This is a genomic window from Acinetobacter tibetensis, from assembly GCF_023824315.1.
GTDB lineage: Bacteria > Pseudomonadota > Gammaproteobacteria > Pseudomonadales > Moraxellaceae > Acinetobacter > Acinetobacter tibetensis.
Genome location: NZ_CP098732.1, coordinates 1,896,265 through 1,915,535, shown reverse-complemented (window position 1 = coordinate 1,915,535; position 19,271 = coordinate 1,896,265). Strand labels below are relative to the sequence as shown.

At 40.1% G+C, this 19,271-nt stretch carries 19 protein-coding genes and 1 pseudogene; 18 read left to right on the top strand and 2 right to left on the bottom strand.

What is annotated here, in order from left to right:
- Positions 1-75: 75 nt before the first annotated feature.
- The 15 genes and pseudogenes from M5E07_RS09340 (at position 76) to M5E07_RS09270 (ending at position 15,680) form a co-directional block, all read left to right on the top strand.
- Positions 76-3,105: a tape measure protein gene (locus M5E07_RS09340; RefSeq protein WP_252218696.1), complete on the top strand. Its 3,030-nt coding sequence runs from the start codon at positions 76-78 to the stop codon at positions 3,103-3,105.
- 3 nt (positions 3,106-3,108) lie between these two features.
- Positions 3,109-3,528: a hypothetical protein gene (locus M5E07_RS09335; RefSeq protein ID WP_252218694.1), complete on the top strand. Its 420-nt coding sequence runs from the start codon at positions 3,109-3,111 to the stop codon at positions 3,526-3,528.
- Complete coding sequence (locus M5E07_RS09330; protein WP_252218692.1) at positions 3,518-5,485, top strand: hypothetical protein; 1,968 nt, start codon at positions 3,518-3,520, stop codon at positions 5,483-5,485. Before M5E07_RS09335 ends, M5E07_RS09330 begins: the two co-directional genes overlap by 11 nt.
- A 3-nt stretch (positions 5,486-5,488) precedes the next feature.
- Complete coding sequence (locus M5E07_RS09325; RefSeq protein WP_252218690.1) at positions 5,489-7,105, top strand: hypothetical protein; 1,617 nt, start codon at positions 5,489-5,491, stop codon at positions 7,103-7,105.
- Positions 7,106-7,160: 55 nt separating this feature from the next.
- Positions 7,161-8,402, top strand: coding sequence for a hypothetical protein (locus M5E07_RS09320; RefSeq protein WP_252218688.1), 1,242 nt, complete (start codon positions 7,161-7,163; stop codon positions 8,400-8,402).
- Entirely contained in the window at positions 8,399-8,692 is a 294-nt protein-coding gene (locus tag M5E07_RS09315) for a carboxypeptidase-like regulatory domain-containing protein (protein ID WP_252218686.1), read from the top strand. Before M5E07_RS09320 ends, M5E07_RS09315 begins: the two co-directional genes overlap by 4 nt.
- Complete coding sequence (locus M5E07_RS09310) at positions 8,689-9,087, top strand: hypothetical protein (protein ID WP_252218684.1); 399 nt, start codon at positions 8,689-8,691, stop codon at positions 9,085-9,087. The genes M5E07_RS09315 and M5E07_RS09310 overlap by 4 nt, the downstream gene beginning before the upstream one ends.
- A 12-nt stretch (positions 9,088-9,099) precedes the next feature.
- Complete coding sequence (locus M5E07_RS09305) at positions 9,100-11,127, top strand: hypothetical protein (RefSeq protein WP_252218681.1); 2,028 nt, start codon at positions 9,100-9,102, stop codon at positions 11,125-11,127.
- Positions 11,120-11,350: a hypothetical protein gene (locus tag M5E07_RS09300; protein ID WP_252218679.1), complete on the top strand. Its 231-nt coding sequence runs from the start codon at positions 11,120-11,122 to the stop codon at positions 11,348-11,350. Before M5E07_RS09305 ends, M5E07_RS09300 begins: the two co-directional genes overlap by 8 nt.
- A 60-nt stretch (positions 11,351-11,410) precedes the next feature.
- A complete protein-coding gene (locus M5E07_RS09295; RefSeq protein ID WP_252218676.1) occupies positions 11,411-11,803 on the top strand; it encodes a hypothetical protein in 393 nt (130 codons plus the stop codon).
- A 226-nt stretch (positions 11,804-12,029) separates the two neighbouring features.
- Complete coding sequence (locus tag M5E07_RS09290) at positions 12,030-12,332, top strand: VOC family protein (RefSeq protein WP_252218673.1); 303 nt, start codon at positions 12,030-12,032, stop codon at positions 12,330-12,332.
- Positions 12,333-12,432: 100 nt separating this feature from the next.
- Complete coding sequence (locus M5E07_RS09285; RefSeq protein ID WP_252218670.1) at positions 12,433-13,062, top strand: lysozyme; 630 nt, start codon at positions 12,433-12,435, stop codon at positions 13,060-13,062.
- Positions 13,063-13,501: 439 nt separating this feature from the next.
- Positions 13,502-14,044, top strand: a complete 543-nt coding sequence (locus M5E07_RS09280; RefSeq protein ID WP_252218667.1) for a GTP-binding protein — start codon at positions 13,502-13,504, stop codon at positions 14,042-14,044.
- Between the two features lie 280 nt (positions 14,045-14,324).
- Positions 14,325-15,278 carry a hypothetical protein gene (locus M5E07_RS09275; RefSeq protein ID WP_252218664.1) on the top strand — a complete coding sequence of 318 codons (954 nt, stop codon included), beginning with the start codon at positions 14,325-14,327 and terminating at the stop codon, positions 15,276-15,278.
- Positions 15,279-15,323: 45 nt separating this feature from the next.
- Positions 15,324-15,680 (top strand): annotated as a pseudogene (locus M5E07_RS09270) (roadblock/LC7 domain-containing protein).
- 153 nt (positions 15,681-15,833) lie between these two features.
- Here M5E07_RS09270 and M5E07_RS09265 read toward each other — a convergent pair.
- Positions 15,834-16,607, bottom strand: a complete 774-nt coding sequence (locus M5E07_RS09265) for a glucose 1-dehydrogenase (protein ID WP_252223771.1) — start codon at positions 16,605-16,607, stop codon at positions 15,834-15,836.
- A gap of 102 nt (positions 16,608-16,709) precedes the next feature.
- Entirely contained in the window at positions 16,710-17,924 is a 1,215-nt protein-coding gene (locus M5E07_RS09260) for an alpha/beta hydrolase family protein (RefSeq protein ID WP_491523323.1), read from the bottom strand.
- A 516-nt stretch (positions 17,925-18,440) separates the two neighbouring features.
- On the opposite strand from M5E07_RS09260, the gene M5E07_RS09255 reads away from it, so the two are divergent.
- The 3 genes from M5E07_RS09255 (at position 18,441) to M5E07_RS09245 (ending at position 19,245) form a co-directional block, all read left to right on the top strand.
- On the top strand, positions 18,441-18,656 hold the full coding sequence (locus M5E07_RS09255; RefSeq protein WP_252218658.1) for a cold-shock protein: 216 nt from the start codon (positions 18,441-18,443) through the stop codon (positions 18,654-18,656).
- Positions 18,657-18,753: 97 nt separating this feature from the next.
- Positions 18,754-18,981: a hypothetical protein gene (locus M5E07_RS09250; RefSeq protein WP_252218655.1), complete on the top strand. Its 228-nt coding sequence runs from the start codon at positions 18,754-18,756 to the stop codon at positions 18,979-18,981.
- A 66-nt stretch (positions 18,982-19,047) separates the two neighbouring features.
- Positions 19,048-19,245 carry a hypothetical protein gene (locus tag M5E07_RS09245; protein ID WP_252218652.1) on the top strand — a complete coding sequence of 66 codons (198 nt, stop codon included), beginning with the start codon at positions 19,048-19,050 and terminating at the stop codon, positions 19,243-19,245.
- The last annotated feature ends 26 nt before the right edge of the window (positions 19,246-19,271 follow it).

The following is a 19,271-nucleotide window of genomic DNA, read 5'->3' as shown; positions in this document are numbered from 1 at the left end:
TGCAGACACCAAGGATTTTGTCTCGAACACCAAACCCCGCAATTGCGGGGTTTTTTATTGTCTGGAGTAATGTAAATGGCTGGCAGTTTAGATTTCAACTTGAACTTATTGGCCAATACCACAGGCTTCAATCAAGGAATGAATGGGGCAAAATTCGCTGTAAATGCACTTGCTGGTGCGATGGCGGCCCTAGGTGTTGGTTTAGGGGTTAATGAATTAGCTCAAGCGGCCGATAGCTACACAAACCTTTCAACACGAATCAATATTGCTACCCGAGAGGGTGGAAATTTTAATCAGGCAATGGCTGGTGTCCATCAAGTTGCTTTGATGACCAATTCAAGTCTTGAGGCCACAGGCAGTCTATTCACTCGTATCAATACGATTGGTAAAGACATGGGGATGTCTCAGCAACAAGCTTTGGATTTAACCAAGACTGTTACTCAGGCGATTCAAATTGGTGGTGGATCAGCTCAAGCAAGTGAAGCGGCTGTACAGCAATTTATTCAAGCTATGCAGGGTGGTGTGCTTCGTGGTGAAGAGTTTAACTCCATCATGGAAAACGGCTATGGATTGGCAGAAGCATTAGCTAAGGGGTTGGGAGTCACCACTGGTGAACTCCGAAAGATGGCTGAGAATGGAGAGCTTTCATCAGAGCGTGTCATCAAGGCTATTCAGTCTCAATCCACCTCAATCCAAGAAACATACAACCAGTTCCCAACAACGATTTCCAATGCGTTGCAAAAGATTGCCACTTCTTGGCAGATCTTGATTGGCGAGATGGATCAAGCAAGCGGTTCATCGGCTGCCGCTGCTAACGCTTTATCAGCTATTGCTGACAATCTCGGCATTATCAAAGCCTTTTTTGATGACGTTGGAGAAGGTTTTAACTGGTTTGGTAGTAAGCTGGCTGAATTAGATCCTTCTACTATTGAAGCAATTAAAACCACTCTGGCCGAGACCTATAAAACCGTTAAGAATCTTGTCGCAAGTTTTGCTGGTATTGCTGAAACTGGTTGGAGTGCATTCACATCAGTCTTAAATGCTGTTTCCCCATTATTTAGTGCATTGCTTAGTGGTCAAGATGATGTAAGTGGATTAACAACTCTGTTTAATGTCTTTAGGGTTGCGCTTGGCGTAGTTTCAGATGCGGCAACTGGATTAAATATAGGTCTAAAACTGCTGTTATCAGGGCTGCAATTCCTATCTGGAGGTTTATCTGCGCTTCAGTCAAAAGCTTTGAGCTTTCTTGGGTTTGATACTCTAGCCAAACAAGCCCAGGACGCTTCAGATCGCTTGTTTGCACAGGCGGAAAAGAATGCAGCGGAAGCAAAAAGGTTAGCCTTAGAAACAAAATCTGCCGCCGTGTCCGCTATAGAGGACATGCGTAAAACCGAGGCAGAGAAAAATGCTGAGCGTGTTGCAGATAATCAGAAAATGCTCAATGACCTCAAGTTACAAGAGGAAAAACATAAAGCTGATTACAAGGCTATCAGTGATGAGCGTCTTCGATTAGAGCAGCAATTATTTGATGCTCGTAAGTCTGGTAACCAAGCATCTATTGATCTTGCTGTTAAGGGGTTAGCTGAACTTGATGCCAAGGAAAAAGCCTATCAGGTCGAAAGTCAGAAAATCACTGATGCTAAAATCCAAGCGGCTCAAGCAGTAGCAACTGCGACCATTAAAACCGCAGATGCCGCAGGTATGGCTCAACTGAAAGTTCTGAATGCTCAACTTGCTACTCAAGGCTTAAAGGTTGAGTTTGATAGCACTGGCAAGGCCATCGTTAGTGCGATGACAATCAGTGTTGAGTCTATTGCCTCCTTGGAGGGAAGGTTGGCGGCAGGGCGTAAGGCAGCCAATGCCTTAGGTCTGGATTTAGATAATATCTTGAATCGTGTTTCAGATGGATTTTCTTCTAAGCAAACATCGCTTGATGGTTTTGCAAAAAGCCTAGAGTTGATGGGTGTTAAAGGTAAGGAGGCGGGTGAGGCAACGTATTTGGCTTGGGTTAAATGGCTGGAAACCGCTAAGAATCCCGCTGAGGTGGATGCAGCTAAAGCTAAACTTTTAGAGTTTGAGAAACAGGGTGTTTTTTCTACTAAGCAAGTGGAACTTGGTGTGGAGGCAATTCGCCGTGTTACTCAGCAATTACCCGATGATTTAGATCTAGTCGAGCAAGCTTTTGAGCGCTTAGGTATTAAAACCAAGGAGCAACTTAAACTTGCCGCCCAGTCTGCCTTAGCAGATTTCAATACGATTCAATCAAGTGGTAAGGCTACTGCTGATCAATTGAAACAAGCTTATGAAAGGACAATGCAAGCTGCAGTTGCTTCTGGGGATCAAGTAACCATATCGGCAGCTAAAGCTAAAGCGGCCCAGTCTGGGTTGAATGTTGAGGTTGATGAAACAGGGAATGTGGTTGTACAGACTTATGATGAAATGAATAGAGCTGTGGAAAGCCATTCTCAGCGGGTCTCAGGTAGTGCTATTAGTGCTTACCGTGAGATGGGACGAGCAGTTCGTGAAGAAGCCAAAAGCTCAATCGAGGCATGGAACGAGATGATGGATGCTCGATCCAAGGCCGAGAAAGAGAATAAGACGCAGCGCGTGGGTGCTGACTTTACGACTTATAACGTTTCCGATATTCAATCTAAACTCACCAGCATGGGTTACGACGAAGCTGAGGCTGCAAAACTCGCTAAAAATATTCTGAATCAAGGCTTAGAGATTGACAAGAATAAGGCGCGTGATGCGAGAAACACGGGTGGTCTATATGGTGATTACAATGCCAAGGCATTTGAAAAACTAATAGCTCAGGGGCAAACCTCAGCATTCGGTACCAAGAAAGTAGAAGAGCTCTTGGCGCGATATATGTCAGGTCAAGGATCCGCAAAGTCCGGTACCAAGAGCGCATCTGTAAATGCTTTAGCGCCTGAAGTCAATGTGGCGGTACCAACTTCTACCGTTGAGCAACCATCTGCCAAGACAGTCACCTACAACCTGTCAATTGGTGGAAAAACAGTAGAAGTCTCAGGGGATGAGTCATCTCAAGTCGATATGAACGCATTTATGAACGAACTAGAGCGACTCAAAAAAGGTATGTAACACATGAAACTAATGCGCAAATCAACAAACGAAACCGTCCAACTTGAGGACGGTTTTTTATGGTCGGATGAATTTGACTGGAAGCCGATTGAACAGACGCATGAGCGTGCTGTAGATGGCACGCTCATTATTCAGGAAGGCAAAAAGAAATCAGGGCGTCCGATTACTTTGCTACCTGCAGCAGATGGTATGGGCTGGGTTAAGCGATCTACGCTTTCAATCCTGAAAGATTGGTCGTCAGCTCAAGGTGAAGAATTCACGCTGAAGTTTGAATATGCTAGTGATCAGCGTGAGTTTAACGTAATTTTTAATCATGCTGAAAATGCGATTGAAGCCAAGCCGGTTAAGGGTATTCCTGCGGCTTCTGAGAATGAATTCTACAGTGTCACTATGCGATTTACGGAGCTAAACGATGCCAATTGAAACCCATAACCTCGTCATCTATAAGTCGCAGCGTTTAACCGATACAGAAGATGGTGGGGGAAAATACTCAGGTCAGATCGTAGTAGATGGGGAGAGCAACAACTTATTCCCAGACATATCAGAGCTTGATCGCACCATGGGTGATGTATCGATGTGTAAGATCTTTCCTGGTCTAACCAATGAAGATACAGATTCACTCATGGGAGCAACAGCTTTCATTTCAGAGAATCCAGCAGACCCGAATGTATCGGCTTTGCTGTTCAGTACAGAATCATGGACAGATGAACGAGCATCTGCACAAAACCGTGTAGAGAATTATTTGGCCAAGGGTGCCCAGGCAGTCGGTTCTTTACTTGACGCGGCTTACATGGGCATGAAGTCGATTCAAGTGGCGATGGATACATCTGAAACTGAGAATAATATTGGTGACACAATTATTCTAATTGTGGGAGAAGGAACAGTTGATGAAACAACTCAGTTCTTAAGAATTACAGCACTTGAGACGCGAATTGGTTTGTTAAGGGTAGATGGAAAAACAATTCAATATAAAATTGTTCTGTATTCTTTTAATGATCCACTGAATCACGATTTCATCGGTGTGTCAGCGACACAGTGGTACAACAATACTAAGCCAGCAACCATCATTCGGGACACGATCGTCGCGGATAGTGGTCGTTACTATGCCAGTGTGGATCTAGTTGAAGATGTAAACGTCGGCAGTTTTACCGTCAATGCTGAAAGTATCTATGCTCAGCTCATCCCATCTTCCCAAGTCGAAACGCCCTTGCTGGACTTGAATGCAGTCAGTGAAAATACCGCACTGGTTGCTGGGAGTGATGGAGCGATTACGGTTCAATTCACAACAAACGTGAATACAGCACAAAGCCTCTTTCTTGGCTCAGGTGTAATGCCAGGTAGCATGTCGTTTAGCTTGTTTGGTCAAGCAATCATGGACAGTGGTGGTACACTCCGTACAGCAACTGGTACTCAAGTGGGAAGTGTTGATTATCAAACGGGTCAGATTGTGTGGACCAATGCCATCGGCACAGGTAATCAGGTATTGAATATCACCTTTACACCTGCTGCAGCACCTACCCAACCTTTTGAGTCCTATGCTTTGCCCGTGACTCAGAATAACCAAGGAACCAACTGGACAGGAGTATTACTTCCGATTCCTGCACCTGGTGCACTTTCGATTTCTTATATGGCGCAAGGTAAGTTCTATGTCTTAAAAGACAATGGCACAGGGCGTTTGGTTGGGGCAAACAGTGCAGTCGGTAGTGGTACAGTCAACTATCAGACAGGCTCATGGCTGTTAACCACAGGCGCTTTACCTGATGTCGGAACACCGATTCTGTTGCAATGGGGGTCACCAATTACAACCTTTGCTCGATCAAATCTTGCTGTACTACCAGCAGCGATTGAATTTGATTTAGGGCAAGAAGGGGTTAAGTCTGGCAGTGTCACTGCCACATGGTTACTCGATGGAGTGACTAAAACCGCAACCAGTAATGCGCAAGGACAATTCACAGGGGATGCGATCGGAAGCATTAACTATGCCGCAGGTAGTGGAAAGTTGATACCGAATAAGCTTCCGCAGAAAGGCACCGTATTTAACTTTGTATTTGATTATGGTGAGCCTGATTCACAAGTGGTCACAAATGTTGTTCCTGATGCAAGTAATAAGTTGGTATTTACCATTGGTACAGGTGCAGCCATTCAGCCCAACAGTGTTGAACTTGACATCCCTTTAACCAATCCGCTTTTACAAGCGGGAGGCTCGGTCCTGGTGACCGATGTTCCGGTGAGTGGAACTCTGGGAAATCTGGTCGATCGACTGGGTAATGCCATGGGCACCATCAACTACACTACGGGAGCGGTGGAGATTAGCCCTCATTCGACTTATACCCGTTACACCAAAAATTACACAACTCAATCCTATTATTTAGCGGGGTAAAAGATGGGCTTCTATTTACCACAGACTGACAAGGTTATTACAACGCAAGAAACCTATAAAGCCTATGGCACGACTGATATCACTGTGCGATATCGAGATACAGCAAGTGCAACAGCAGGATCTACACAGGTGAATGCATCAAACTTAAAGTTTGATCTCACTAATGGCTTTGATGAACAGATCTTATCTGGTTCTGTACGATTTAAAGCTGGTGCAGACACCTTTATTGATCGCAGTGGTTTAATTTACCGTAATGTAGATCCGACCACAGGCAGCGCAACACAGAGTGGATCTATTCAATATGGTACAGGTGTTGTCACTGTTGATAGCTGGACACCAGGAGCGGATAACACGCTCACACTCCAATCGCTCACGACTACAACTGATCTTTTGCCCATTCACCATGTCAGTTTTAGAACACCAACGATTCCGATTCGTCCTGGTTCTCTGACCGTTGTTGTAGGCGCAATCAGCGGAGGGCAGTTAACCCTGACTGCGAATGAAGCTGGTCTGATTGAGACGACACAGGCTCACGGTTCGATTAACTATGAAACTGGTTTTGTAGATCTTTATTTCTATACCAAAACCAAGATTACCGAAGCCAATCGTGCTGAGATCGAAGCTGAAGAATGGTATTTGCCTGAACTGGAGTTTATCGAAGGTACAGATCATTATATCAATGTGCCATTCTGGATTGCTGCGGATAGCGTGCGTTTCAATGCAGTGGCATATACATACATTCCATTGGATGCGGATATTTTGGGGCTTTCAGCAACGCGCTTGCCACCAGATGGGCGAGTACCCATTTTTCGTGTTGGTGATCTCGGCATTATCAGTGCAACCAAGATTCAAGAGTTGCCAAGCCATGTTGCAGGGCAAACTTATAACTTGAACGATCAGCGTATTTCGTGGTGTGAGCTTGAAGATAGCGCGGGGACCAAGGTTCCTTATGACATGTATATGGTGGATTATGATTATGGGCATGTGACTTTAGGCGGTGATTTCGCATTAGGAGCACTGGCAGTACCACTCAAAGCTAAATATCGCTATCAGGATATGGGCTTGATTAATGATGTGCAGATTAATGGCCAAGTAACATTTACCAAGCCTTTGACGCACAATTATCAAGCAGAGAATACGGTGGTCGGATCCGCTTTAGTCATCAATGATATGCAGTCGCGCTATACCAGTAAATTTGTCCAGTCTGTGTGGAATAACACATGGACCGATACAGCAACAGGCGCAAGTCTTTCTGCCAATTACAATGATGCGCTTTATCCGATTGCAGTCACGAATAAAGGTGCGATTCAGGAACGCTGGGCGATTGTGTTTACCGATACCACTAACTTCAGAATTATTGGTGAGGATGCTGGTCAAATTGGAACGGGTTCAATTAATGTGGATTGCTCTCCGATCAATCCAATTACAGGTTCTCCTTATTTCACAATCAAGAAAGAAGGTTGGGGAACGGGTTGGGCATCAGGCAATGTGCTGCGCTTCAATACTAAAGCTGCCACATTCCCAGTCTGGTGCATTCGCACGGTGAAGCAATCCGAGCCGACAACAATCTCGGATCAATTCCAGATCATGTTCCGTGGCGATATCAATCGCAATGTCTAAAGTGAATTAACAGAATATGACCGCTTAAAGCGGTCTTTTTATTGGATAAAAGAATATGGTTGCAAGTACAGATCCTAAGCTCTATGTGCATACCAATAGCAATGCACCTCAGTTGACTAATAATTTTGGCTGCATGATTGATGTGCTTGATGCGTGTTTGGTCAACGGGTTTGGCGCTCAGTCGGTCAGCACATTAACTACCAGTGGAACGACGGTGACAGCAACTTTTGGTGCAGCGCATAATTTTATGCAGTACCAAGTGATTAAAATAGCCGGAGCAAATCAGGCTGAGTTTAATGGCGAGCACCGGATTATTAGTGTTCCAAATGCCAATACCATTACATTTCAACTTACATCCGAACCCAGTGTAAGTACCGCAACAGGCGCCATGACGTGTTCATTACCACCGTTAGGCTGGTCAAAGCCGTTTAGTGCTGCTGGAAAAGCCGCGTATCGCTCTAATAATATATTGCTGCCGAGCAGACCATATTTACGCGTGGTTGATGAATTAGATCCAGCTTACACTTCAACTTATGCGAAGTACGCAAAAGTAGGCATTGTTGAAGATATGACGGATATCGATACGATGCTTGGGGTTCAGGCTCCCTATGATAGTGCTGCGCCCAATAAGAACTGGGTGGGTACAGGGAGTGGCACTACAGTCATAAATGGATGGGCAAAATGGTATTACGCAGGCGCAACTGCTAATTTTTATAGTGATAGTCAGGCGGTACCAGCGGGTAATAGAAATTGGTTTTTGGTAGGGAATAGTGACTATTTTTATATATTGCCTGCCTCAATTGCTGCTACTACAGATGTAATAATTTATGGATTTGGTGCATTTAATTCACTTGTAAATGCTGATACATCAAACACTTTTCTATCTTGTACGCTTAATAATGTAGCTGCAAATAGTAGTTATTTTCACGCCCAACTTACAGGACTTGCAGATAGTCAAGCTACAACTAAAATTTTATTACAACGAGGTTATTCTCAAGCTGCTCAATCAATTACAGCTAAAAACACTTCTTTAAATACTGGTGAAGCTGCTATGTATTCGGGTTCATCTAACTATATTGGAGCCTTTAACTTAACCAATGTTGCCCCATTTGCTCCAGTCTTTATTAATGAAACAGTTTTACGAGGAGAAATGTTTGGATTGTATTGGTTATTTCAGAATAGACCATATTCCAACTACCAGCTTATTGAAAAAAATAGCGGGCTTTATATTGCAGTGAATGTAGTTCAATCGTCCTCTACACTCGGGCAAGTTGTTTTAAAAATAGGGGATTTATGATGCTAATAAATCTTCAAGTTATACCAGCCATTAGTGCAAACAATGATTTTTTGTATGCAACTGATAAAGGTTTATCTATCAAAGGACAGGTGAGAGAGACTGGTGCGCCTATTCCTTGTCGTCTGCGACTGTTTGAGAAATTATCTGGTCGTATGGTTGCGGAAGTGGTCACTGATCAAAACGGTTTTTACGAGTTTGATCATCTGACGAAGACGAAGTTTTTCATCGTTGCTCATCATCCTACTTCTGAATTCAATGCAGTTATTCAAGACAATGTGGTGCCAAAATGAGTGTAATCCCATCTTTAGCCGCAGGACTTGCCCAGTTGCAAGCACTGTCAACATACATTGATCAAGGTAGCTCAAATGCTACCTTTGTTTTTTATAGCGATACCAAACCTGCATCCATAGATGTCGCTGCGAGCACTTCTGCTGCACTTGTAACGCTTACATTACCGAAGCCATGCTTCAAACAATTGAATACTGACAGCATTGAGTTGAATCAAACCGATGCAGCATTGGTCACAAAAGCAGGAGCAGCAGTATGGGCACGTCTTTACAACGGGGCAGGTTTAGCAGTCGCCGATTTTGCAGTTGGAACCGACATTAGTCTAGCTAATCCAACCTTAGTGCTAGGCGCAACACTGATGATGAATTCGATTGTATTGAAACCCACAACAGTTTGATGAGGTGAGCATGTGTCGAACTATACGCCACCTGATGCACACAATGTAGAGCTAGATTTTAAAAAAGAGATGGGGGCAATTGATGCTCATCATCTCATTTTAGAGTTTGGTGCAGATGAGCTCATAACTGCTTCATTGAATGCTGTCGTATCAATCGGCTTTGAACCTGTTATTACGACAAAAATCCAAGATCACAACGCACTGGAAAGCACTGTCGTAACTTGTTTTGATGCAGAGATTTATGCTGTTACTGGGCAAATTGCACAGCTTTATGCAGAAGTCAAAACGGATTTTAATCCTTTCGTAAATGCTGTGGTCATAGATCAATTCTGTGCCTTAAGTGCTGATATCAGTACAGACTTTAATGCATTGGTCGTTAGCACTCAAAACATGAATAACAGTTTAGGTGTTGCTCTCCAACAAAGCTTGAACTTTGGTGCTGCCAAGAATCAACTAATCGTCGATGCGACTCCCTGGTCAAAACCAAACTTTAAGGCACATCACAGTGCCTTTTTTTATGACTCAGGGTTGGCCATCAATCATTCTGTGGCATCTAGTTTTCAAATTGGCAATGTACTTAGAACAGTGGTGCAAAAAGCCTTTGAACAAGGCACAGGGCTAAGCAGTCCAGGTTATTTGTATTGGCAAGAGAATCAAAAGTCCTTCATCAATCAAAGCTTAGTTTTTGAAGAATCAAGCAAGCTAAGGATTCAACGTTTTACAGAATGGGATGAGCTTATTCGCAAGCGTAAGCAATTGACATTCAGTCATGAGGTCGCTGAAGTTTTTGAGCATCGATTGGTATTTGATTGGGATGAAGGTTTAGAGCTTGTCACTCAGGATTCTATTCCCTGGGAAAAGGCTCGGCCCACTTATTACCGCAAACATGCAGTTGAGCCTTGGCCAGAAGCTGAAATCCCTGAATACGCTGGTAATACAGATTTGGTTTTCAATTGTCTCTGCACAGATGTGGACTCACATAACGTCATTCTGAATTTTGGCGTAGACGACTGCATACCCGCAATAGCTCCAAAACCATGGTGGTATATCGTGAATGAAATTAGCGTAACGCGCCTTGATAGTGGGCAAAAGATTCATGTGTTAAATGGGAACTACCGCACCGATCGGCAGAGTTGGTGCTGGTCCTATACCTTAGTGATTCCAGCATATGAATTGTCAAAACTAGATCCAGTAGCAGGGCAACCTGTCATCTTGAAAATTGTAGTGAATAGCTTCGAGTATTTGATGCTGCTTGAAAACCGTACACGATCACGGCAGTTTGCTCAAGAAACCTATACTTTAACAGGGCGTAGTCCATCTGCCTTGCTGGATTCACCATCTTCACCACCTCGGGCGTTCCTTCAGGAGAATGAGCGTACGTCGGTGCAACTGGTACAGGCTGAGATTGATCGATCTGCTTATCCAGATCTAGGCTTGAACTGGCAATTGATTGATGCATTGGGTTGGATTGTTCCTACTGAAAGTTTGAGCTATTCAGGACTTACTCCGATCAAAGCCATTCAGGAAATTGCAACAGCAGCAGGTGGTTTTGTATATAGCGAGACAGATAGTCAGGCGATTACGATCAAGCCACTTTACAAGAAAACCTTCTGGGATTCGATGAGTACTAATGACTATGACATTCTGCTGCCTGAATCGATCATCACAGAACAGTCTACTGATTATGAGACCTATCCAGACTATAACGGCATTAGCCTCACCAATGACAAGACAGGTGCTACGGGACTGGTAAAGCGCACTGGTACTAGTGGTGATGTGCTGGTCGAAACAATCAACAATAACTTGTTTACCTCTGCATCAGTAATGGGTGCTTATGCTAAGTCAGCATTGGCCAAAGCGGGAATGGTCGAGATGCATGCTTTTACGATGCCATTAACTCAAGAAATTGGTCAATGCAAACCTGCAGATATTCTGGCATTCAATGCAGAGTGGTGGGGCATTGTAGATTCTATCAGTGGTTCATTTAGTTATAGCAAAGTCACACAGACCGTTACCGTTGAGCGAGTTAATCATGAGTAATGCATATAAGCGCTTATTGGATCTCATTCCCAGGGAATCCGAATTTGTAGGTACGGTTCAGATGGCTGATCATCCCAACTATAAGGTATTGGTCATTGATGGATCAGGATTGGTAGCTTGTACTGCTGCCACGGTATTTCAAATGGGTAGCCGAGTGTTTGTTCGGGGACAATTGATCGTAAGGAGCGCACCTGCAGGTGAGGTCATGAATATTGAAGTTTAAGTGAGAAGAAGTGAGTGCCGCGTTCAGCGGTTTTTTTATGTCAAAAATTTGGGGAAATATATGGAGCCTGTCTCTACAAGCAGTTTTGGTTTAACAGCACTTTTAAAATTTTATGGTGCAGCAATTATGGTGACGTTAGCTGTGGCTTTGGTCGCTGCAGTTGTCTTGATGACGCGTATGCCACGCTCACCACAAGAGTGGGCCGTGGGCTTGATCTGCACAGTGGTTTCCAGTCTGGCGGGTGGATCATTCATCATTGTTAAATTTGCTCTGCATTCATGGGTGACTGACATTTGGGGGATGATTACTCTCGGTGGTTTCTTCTTTGTGTGTGGATTACCTGGTTGGGCTGTTGTTCGGTGGACATTTAACTTCATCAATAAACAGGAGGGGAAGACCATTATTGAAGTGGTGAAAGATCTTAAAGCATCAAAGGATGAATTAACCAAATAAATTAATTGAGTTTTTATGCATAAAATATTTCATGTTTTAAAAGTGAACTATTTGAAGTATAAAGGAATCAACTACTTTATAAGAATGAGTTATTTTAATGCCCCCAATCAAAGTACTTTTTGTTGCTGGATTTGGACCAATTACAAGAGTAGATCAAGAGAGTAAATCACTCTATCTCAATATATTAGATCTTCCAATCAAAGAGATGGAGGGGAATGAATCATATATGAGCACTGAAGATGGTGAGCTAGGTGGCGTAAAGCATTTTGCACTATGGCCTTTAACTCAGGCGGCTGCGTCATGTTTTGGTGTTAACGAATGGCCGGAAGAACTCAATATACCTCAAGGTTGGATTGAATTTGAAGTTGAAGATATTGCGGAAGCTTCAGTTCATTTAGCTTCTAATGGCTATCAATTGCTGGTTAATAATCGGGTCGAGCCATGGGGGCAAACAGTTACACGCTTTTTAAGTCCTGAAGGAATCCTAACAGGGCTAACAGTAACACCTTGGTTACGCGCGAGTAATTAATAATCCAATCATCTTAATTTATTTAAAATGACCATACGTTGGTCATTTTTGTTTTATATGCCGCCTTAGGGCGGTTTTTTATTGCCTATAGGAAAGTGAAATGACAGTAAATCATTCAGAACAAATCGCTCAAGCATATTCATGGCTTCGTGCTATGTCGGGTGGAAAGCTCACTCAAGATCAGGTCAATGCTGGTGACGCCATTATTGCCACCAATGGACTTAGCGAATTTGCCAAGCTAATAGGCTACTCTTTACCAACCACCCCAGTAGTTACCAGCTTACGCGATATTTCAGAGCAGGGCTTTGCAATTATTCGAGAGTTTGAGGGGTTTCGAGCAAGTGCCTATCTCGATACTGGAGCGGTATGGACCATAGGCTATGGCACGATTAAGTATCCAAATGGCACCAAGGTTAAGAAAGGTGATACTTGCACCCAATGTCAAGCAGAGCTTTGGCTTAAAAATGATAGCCAATGGGTTGATGCTTGCCTAGATAAATACGTGAAGGTCACGATCAATCAAAATCAGTTTGATGCACTGGTAAGCTTTATCTATAACGTGGGTGAGATAGCTTTTATGAAAAGCACTATGCTGACTTTGATCAATAAAGGTGATTTAAAAGCTGCAGCATTACAATTTGATCGTTGGGTGTATGACAATGGTAAAAAGATCAAGGGATTAGTAAATCGACGAGCTAAAGAGAAAGCATTATTTTTGAAAGTTGAGTAACTTTACTAAAAATTAATAAATGTTAATGCCAATATTAATTGCCTTATGAAAAGTTCAAATATTGAGCCGTACTTATGATCCATTTCTGTTAAATTGAAAAATAATTATTATTCACTCGCTTCAATTGTAATTAATTGTACTTATCCTAAAAATATTTTTAATTTATACTTAAAAATAAAAAATACTGGATATATATCATTGATAATCAAATAAATAATTGAAATATCAATCAAATTCACAATTTGTTCACACATGTAATCGTAAGTTCTATTTAGAAAAGTGATGATGGCTAGAGAATTCACTAAGCATTTATTTATTTAAATTACTAGTTGAAAGTAATTAATTAAATATAGCCTTAAATTGTGTCTAATTTAGTTTTAAAGCCACCTAATACAATTCATTTAAAACTTTATTAAATCTTTAAGAGAAGAGTACATATATGGTTTTACAGCAATATAAAATTGTTTTTGGTGGGAGTATGGGGGCTGGAAAGTCTGCAGCTATTAAAACACTCTCAGATATTCCAGTAATAGAAACGGAAGCACTTAATACTGACGTCAATAGACATAGTAAATACTCCACTACGGTAGGGATCGATTATGGCGAAATAGTGCTTGAGGATAATACCAAAATTGGACTCTATGGTACTCCTGGGCAAGATCGATTTGATTTTATGTGGCCAATTGTCTGCAAAGGCGCACTTGGTGTTGCTATTTTAATTGATCATTCGAATCATGAGCGTTTGCAAGAATTACAAACTTATATCAATGCATTTCGAAGCTACAGTGAAAATATAGTCATAGGCATTACACATCTCGATCAACACGTGGATCAGATGCTCAAAATTTATAGAGAATGGATGACTTTACATCACTATAGCTATCCTTTATTTGCTGTTGATGCTAGACAAAATGATGACGTCTTACTTTTAGTAGAGGTCTTAATTACCGCTGTTGAAACCCGAATCGTTGAAATGCTTTAAAAAATGAAATCAAAGTAAATATCTATATACATTCATGCCAGATTCTTCACCCCTTGATTGAAATCTGCTAGAGAATGAATATGTGGTGTTAACTGAGGTTGAATATACGCACTTTGCAATGATAATGATTGCAGTAGGTTCACTTGATATTTTTATAGGTTAAATCAGATATCAAGTCAAAAAAGCATCTGAATCTTTTGTCGAAATAAATGGATAGATATTTTTTATTAAAGTAATTAATTGTCTATTGTAATGACACCTAGCTTAATGTGGTTAGAGTATGAAAAAGTTTTTAAATATTGCTGTATTCGGGATAAGCCTGAATGTGCTTGACCAACTTAAAAGCCAAATACTATTAGCAGTCCCTGATAAAGTGATGGTGCGTTGGGTGAATATCGCTGATAAAAACATTGATCTCCTCATGATTAATGATGCTTTTTTTTCTTCATTCACTATCCAGAAAATTCTCGCTCATATTAATGTGCAGTATTTACGTCTGATTAAAGTCCCAGAAAAGCAGGGAATAATTGTAGGGGACACCTTATCATATCCTGTAACCAAGTCAGATGATTTGCGCGAATGGCTGCAAGAAAAATTCTTTGATTATGAACCATATGATAATCTTTATTTAAAGCCAACAACTTTAGAAGTATCAATTTCAACTGTACTGGATCAATGTTTATTGGCTTATAATGGTTTTATACAGTTATTTGATTATCGAGGTTTTTTGGCCTTAGTTGATACCATGACGGAGCGAGTGTGGGTAAGCACTGATTATCCTATAACTTTTTTTGATAAAAGTCTGAATCAAACCTATGTCACAAATCAATTTGCTCAAGAAACGATGAAAAACTTAGATGCTCAGGATTTACGTAGCTGGTTGTGGCAGATGGGTTATCACTCTAGTGACTTAGATATTCCAGAGATAGAGATTAATCAATATTTTAAACTGGAGTTCTGGCCAAAATTTGAGTCAGGCTATGAGCGTCGAAAGCTATTAAAAATTGCTTCATGTTTTGCCCAAGGTGCTCAGATTAAAACGGTAATTGATCAATTAAAGATTCCAAGACAACAGATTATCCGCTTTGTTGCACTTTCCCATATGCTCAAAATGGGTTCATGGATTGACTCTCATGAAGCTAAATTCATGAGAAGCGATGAATCAATTGATGAAGGTCAGATGATTAAAGTTCGCAGTTTTTTTATGAAACTACGTAAAAAATTAGGTCTTTAAATCAATATTTCCTCAAGAAACTCTTAATTTGAGGTAGAAAGTAATATGGCTCGTATAGCTTTAGAACGTTTAACTTGTATAGATGGTTTTATTGCAACAGCATTGGTCGATAGTGAGAGTGGTCTGGCTTTAGCTGTTCAAGGAACCACGATAGATTTAGAACTTGCAGCAGCAGGTAATACAGAAGTCATTCGCGCGAAACGTAAAGTAGCGAAAGCTCTACAATTAAATGATAATATTGAAGATATTTTAATTACTTTAGGTAAGTAATATCATTTAATCAGACCTCTTGAAAGCAACCATAACTTGTTCTTGTATTTAGTTTTAGATCGTTCTAAATCAAATTTAGCTATGGCCCGCTTTGAACTAAAAGCATTTGAAAAGGAATTAGATTTTTCTTAGATTTAGTGTTAAAAGGAAGTCTAGTTAATAATACTGCGGCAATTTTTATTCATTTAAATGAATAAAGTTTATCAAAAGCTCTCGAAATGAGAGCTTTTGTATTGGTACTTTTGCGTGAAATAAGTGCTTTGTAATATGGTTTGAAATCTGAATTTAATCTAGTGTTTGTATACCGCCACCATTTACAAATAATGTTTGTCCAGAAATCCAAGATGAAATAGGTGCGGCAAAGAATAATACGGCTCTGGCAATATCTTCAGGTTCACCTAATCGGCATAGTGGAGTATGAGAAAGCATTCTTTTCTCTATATCAGGCGTAAGAACAGTTTCTAATGCGGCTGTTCGAATTGCTCCAGGCCCTATAGCATTGATACGGATATGAGGACCCAAATCGTGTGCCAAATTGGCCACCATATGGTTTAAGGCAGCTTTTGATGATGCATACCCACTCATAGCCGGACTTTTGTTAATTGAACTCATAGAGCTAATGTTTATGATTGAACCATAACCAGCTTTCTTCATATGTGGTGCCACAAGCTGGCATAATCGCCAAGCAGCAAAAACGTTGAGCTGAAAATCACGTTCAATTGTATCTACAGTAATTTGATTGGGAGATTCACGGCCACCACCGCCACCCCCAGCATTGTTCACTAAGATGTGAATTTGACCAAAGGTTTCTATAGTTTTATTTACCGCATTGACCAGTTGATCATCTTGCAGAATATTACATGCAACACATTTTATATTTCCGCCAGTAAGTTTATTGATCTCTTGCGCTGTATTTTCAGCGGCTTCTAAATTTAAATCCGCAATCATCACGTTTGCACCAGATTGTGCAAGAATGAGAGCACTAGCTTTTCCTATACCTGCTGCACCACCTGTTACAAGGGCAGTTTTATCCTTCAATGATAGTAAACTTTCTGACATCATTTTTATTTATCTCCTCGTCTATATTAAAAAATCGAATTATTTAATTTCTTAGTCTTCATATAAGTATTTCTAAACTTTTAAATTACTGAGTCTAAAGTATTATTTTGAAGAACACGTATTCACAGATTTACCATCCTCAACTGAGTTGATAAAGCTTCCAATCAGAAATTCACTTTGTCTCAGAGAATCACGGTGATCGCCATTTTTGATGGGATGAAATGCTACAGGTTTTTGTTTTGCACATATTTTTTGATAATAAGCATAAGTACCACGATAATCTACGAGTTGATCTTTCTCACCTTGTACAATTAGTAGCGGTACAGTAGGAGTCATATTTTCAATAGACTGTTTTTTCAAATAATTTGTTAAAGGTTGCAAATTTATATTCGGTTTAAATACAGTGTTAGGTGCAGCCTTCAGATCTGTTTGTAATTCAGACAAACAACGACTGCGTGCATAATTAAGGATTTGTTCCATTTCTTGACTGACTAGATTTACTGGATTCAGATTAGGATCTGCGGCCTCAGCACCAAGAAGAACGATTGGAAAAAAAGCAGCAACATCTGTGGTAATTTTTGAATTATTTGCAACATATTCAGCAATTCCCTCATATTGGTAGCCACCTGGTGCGAGTGCAATCGCACCGCGTAGATTAAATTCAGGTGCATCTTTTGGGCCGTCCGCTGCTACTTTTAGAGATGCAGCACCTCCTTGACTATGTCCCATGACATACCAGTTTTTACTAAATTTATACTGCTTCATATAATGAGTTGCTCTGACAGCATCAACAACAGTATGCAACTGACTTTCAGCATTCATATATGGATGTCCGCTTGGTGTGCCTAAACCTTGATAATCAGGTGCGATAACAGCATATCCACGAGCGAGCCAAGCATTGAGTGCTTTAGCAGCAATTTGTTGATAAACATGGACTGGCCCATCAGTATAATCTCCAGACGGAGCACAAGTATCTGCCACACCTGTTGTACCATGAGCCCAAGCGAGAATAGGCCAACCTTCTTTAGGTACTTTACCTTTAGGAAGTAAGAGATATCCTGAAGTTACAATTGGTTCTGAATGCACTCCACGGCTATGATAAGTGATTAAGAATCGCTGTGAAGCATTTGTAAATAGATCTGTATTTTCTTCTTGTATAGATAATATTGAACCAGGATTTTTACTCACAATATCAGATATTTGGTATCTACTATTATTAGGTAATATAGGGGAGGCTATAGTATATGTTGACCCTAAAAATAAGCAGCTTACCGTTAATTGTAAAATGGGATATTTAATTTTCATTAGTTGATCCATCTGGTTTTTTTATAATTTAAGTTTTAATGTATCAGCTTTAACTAGTTTTCTAAACAAGATATTAAAAAGTTGAGATGCGGCTAAAACATCAAAAAAGCTTTTTGTATCGGGCGAACATCATTTCTAAAATTAGAATAACTAACACCATTATGAAACTATATAAACCTATTGATTGACTAGGTTAAAAAAGTCATTCGAGCAAATAAAACTTATTTAATGGCAATTAAAATTAAATTATGATTGTATCTGATTGAATTAAGATAATTTTTAATGATTTTTTTAAATTTAATTATAAGGATAATAAATATATATATTTAAAAACTTGATTATTTCTGTTTTTAGTGTATATTTAACTCAACTAGAAAAAAGTCTTGTTTCGGTAAATCTTCCTTAAGTATCGCAGTTTTAGTCATAATCCTTCGTTTTTTCAGATTTTAAGTCTCATTCTTTATTATTTCAAAGTTATAATCAGTCAATCAAATGACTAAAAATTATTAAAAATTAGTAGGATATATTATGTCAAACTCAAATGTTGTTAAAGGTACTGTTAAGTGGTTTAACGAGACTAAAGGTTTTGGTTTCATTCAACAAGAATCAGGTCCAGATGTTTTTGCTCATTTCAGCGAGATCGCGAGTTCAGGTTTCAAAACCTTACTTGAAGGCCAGCAAGTTGAATTCAGTGTAGCTCAAGGTCAAAAAGGACCGAATGCTGTAAATATTGTTGCTATCTAAGTAATAATAAGCAGTGGTGAAAAGCACTTACGAGTGCTTTTTTATACTTTGAAATTTGTTTTCAATAGTAAAAGATCTCTAAAAAATAGGATATAAGTTGTTAAAAATAAATGATTTAATTGCAAAATCAAAAAATGGTACTGAAATTATTGTTTCATTAATTCCCCTCAATAAAATTCAGAATACACGTCAAGGTTTTAAACAAATTGAAGTCGGTAAAAGAGTTCTGCTGGAATCTGGGATCGAGGTTAATTTGAATTTGGATGGCCGTACATTTTACGCTTCTCCAAATCAATTATTTAAATTAAGTCATAAAGTCTCTTAGAGATAATAATTAATAAGCATCATAAATTTAAGTTTTTTTTAATACAATTTTATTGAGGATATATATATGTTTAAACATAGTCTTTGCATTAAAGATCAGTTTGGGGTTAAGCAAACGATTCAAGCAACAGTGGATCAACAGTTTGCCAATACACAATGTCATTCGAATATAAGACATATCACCGTTGATGGTGAAGATATTCGCCCTAGTTTTGAAATGTTTTTTCAAAGTACTTTAAGTGGAAAAATTTTTAAAATTATATAAATAGTAATTGTGTTGATGGGCATGAA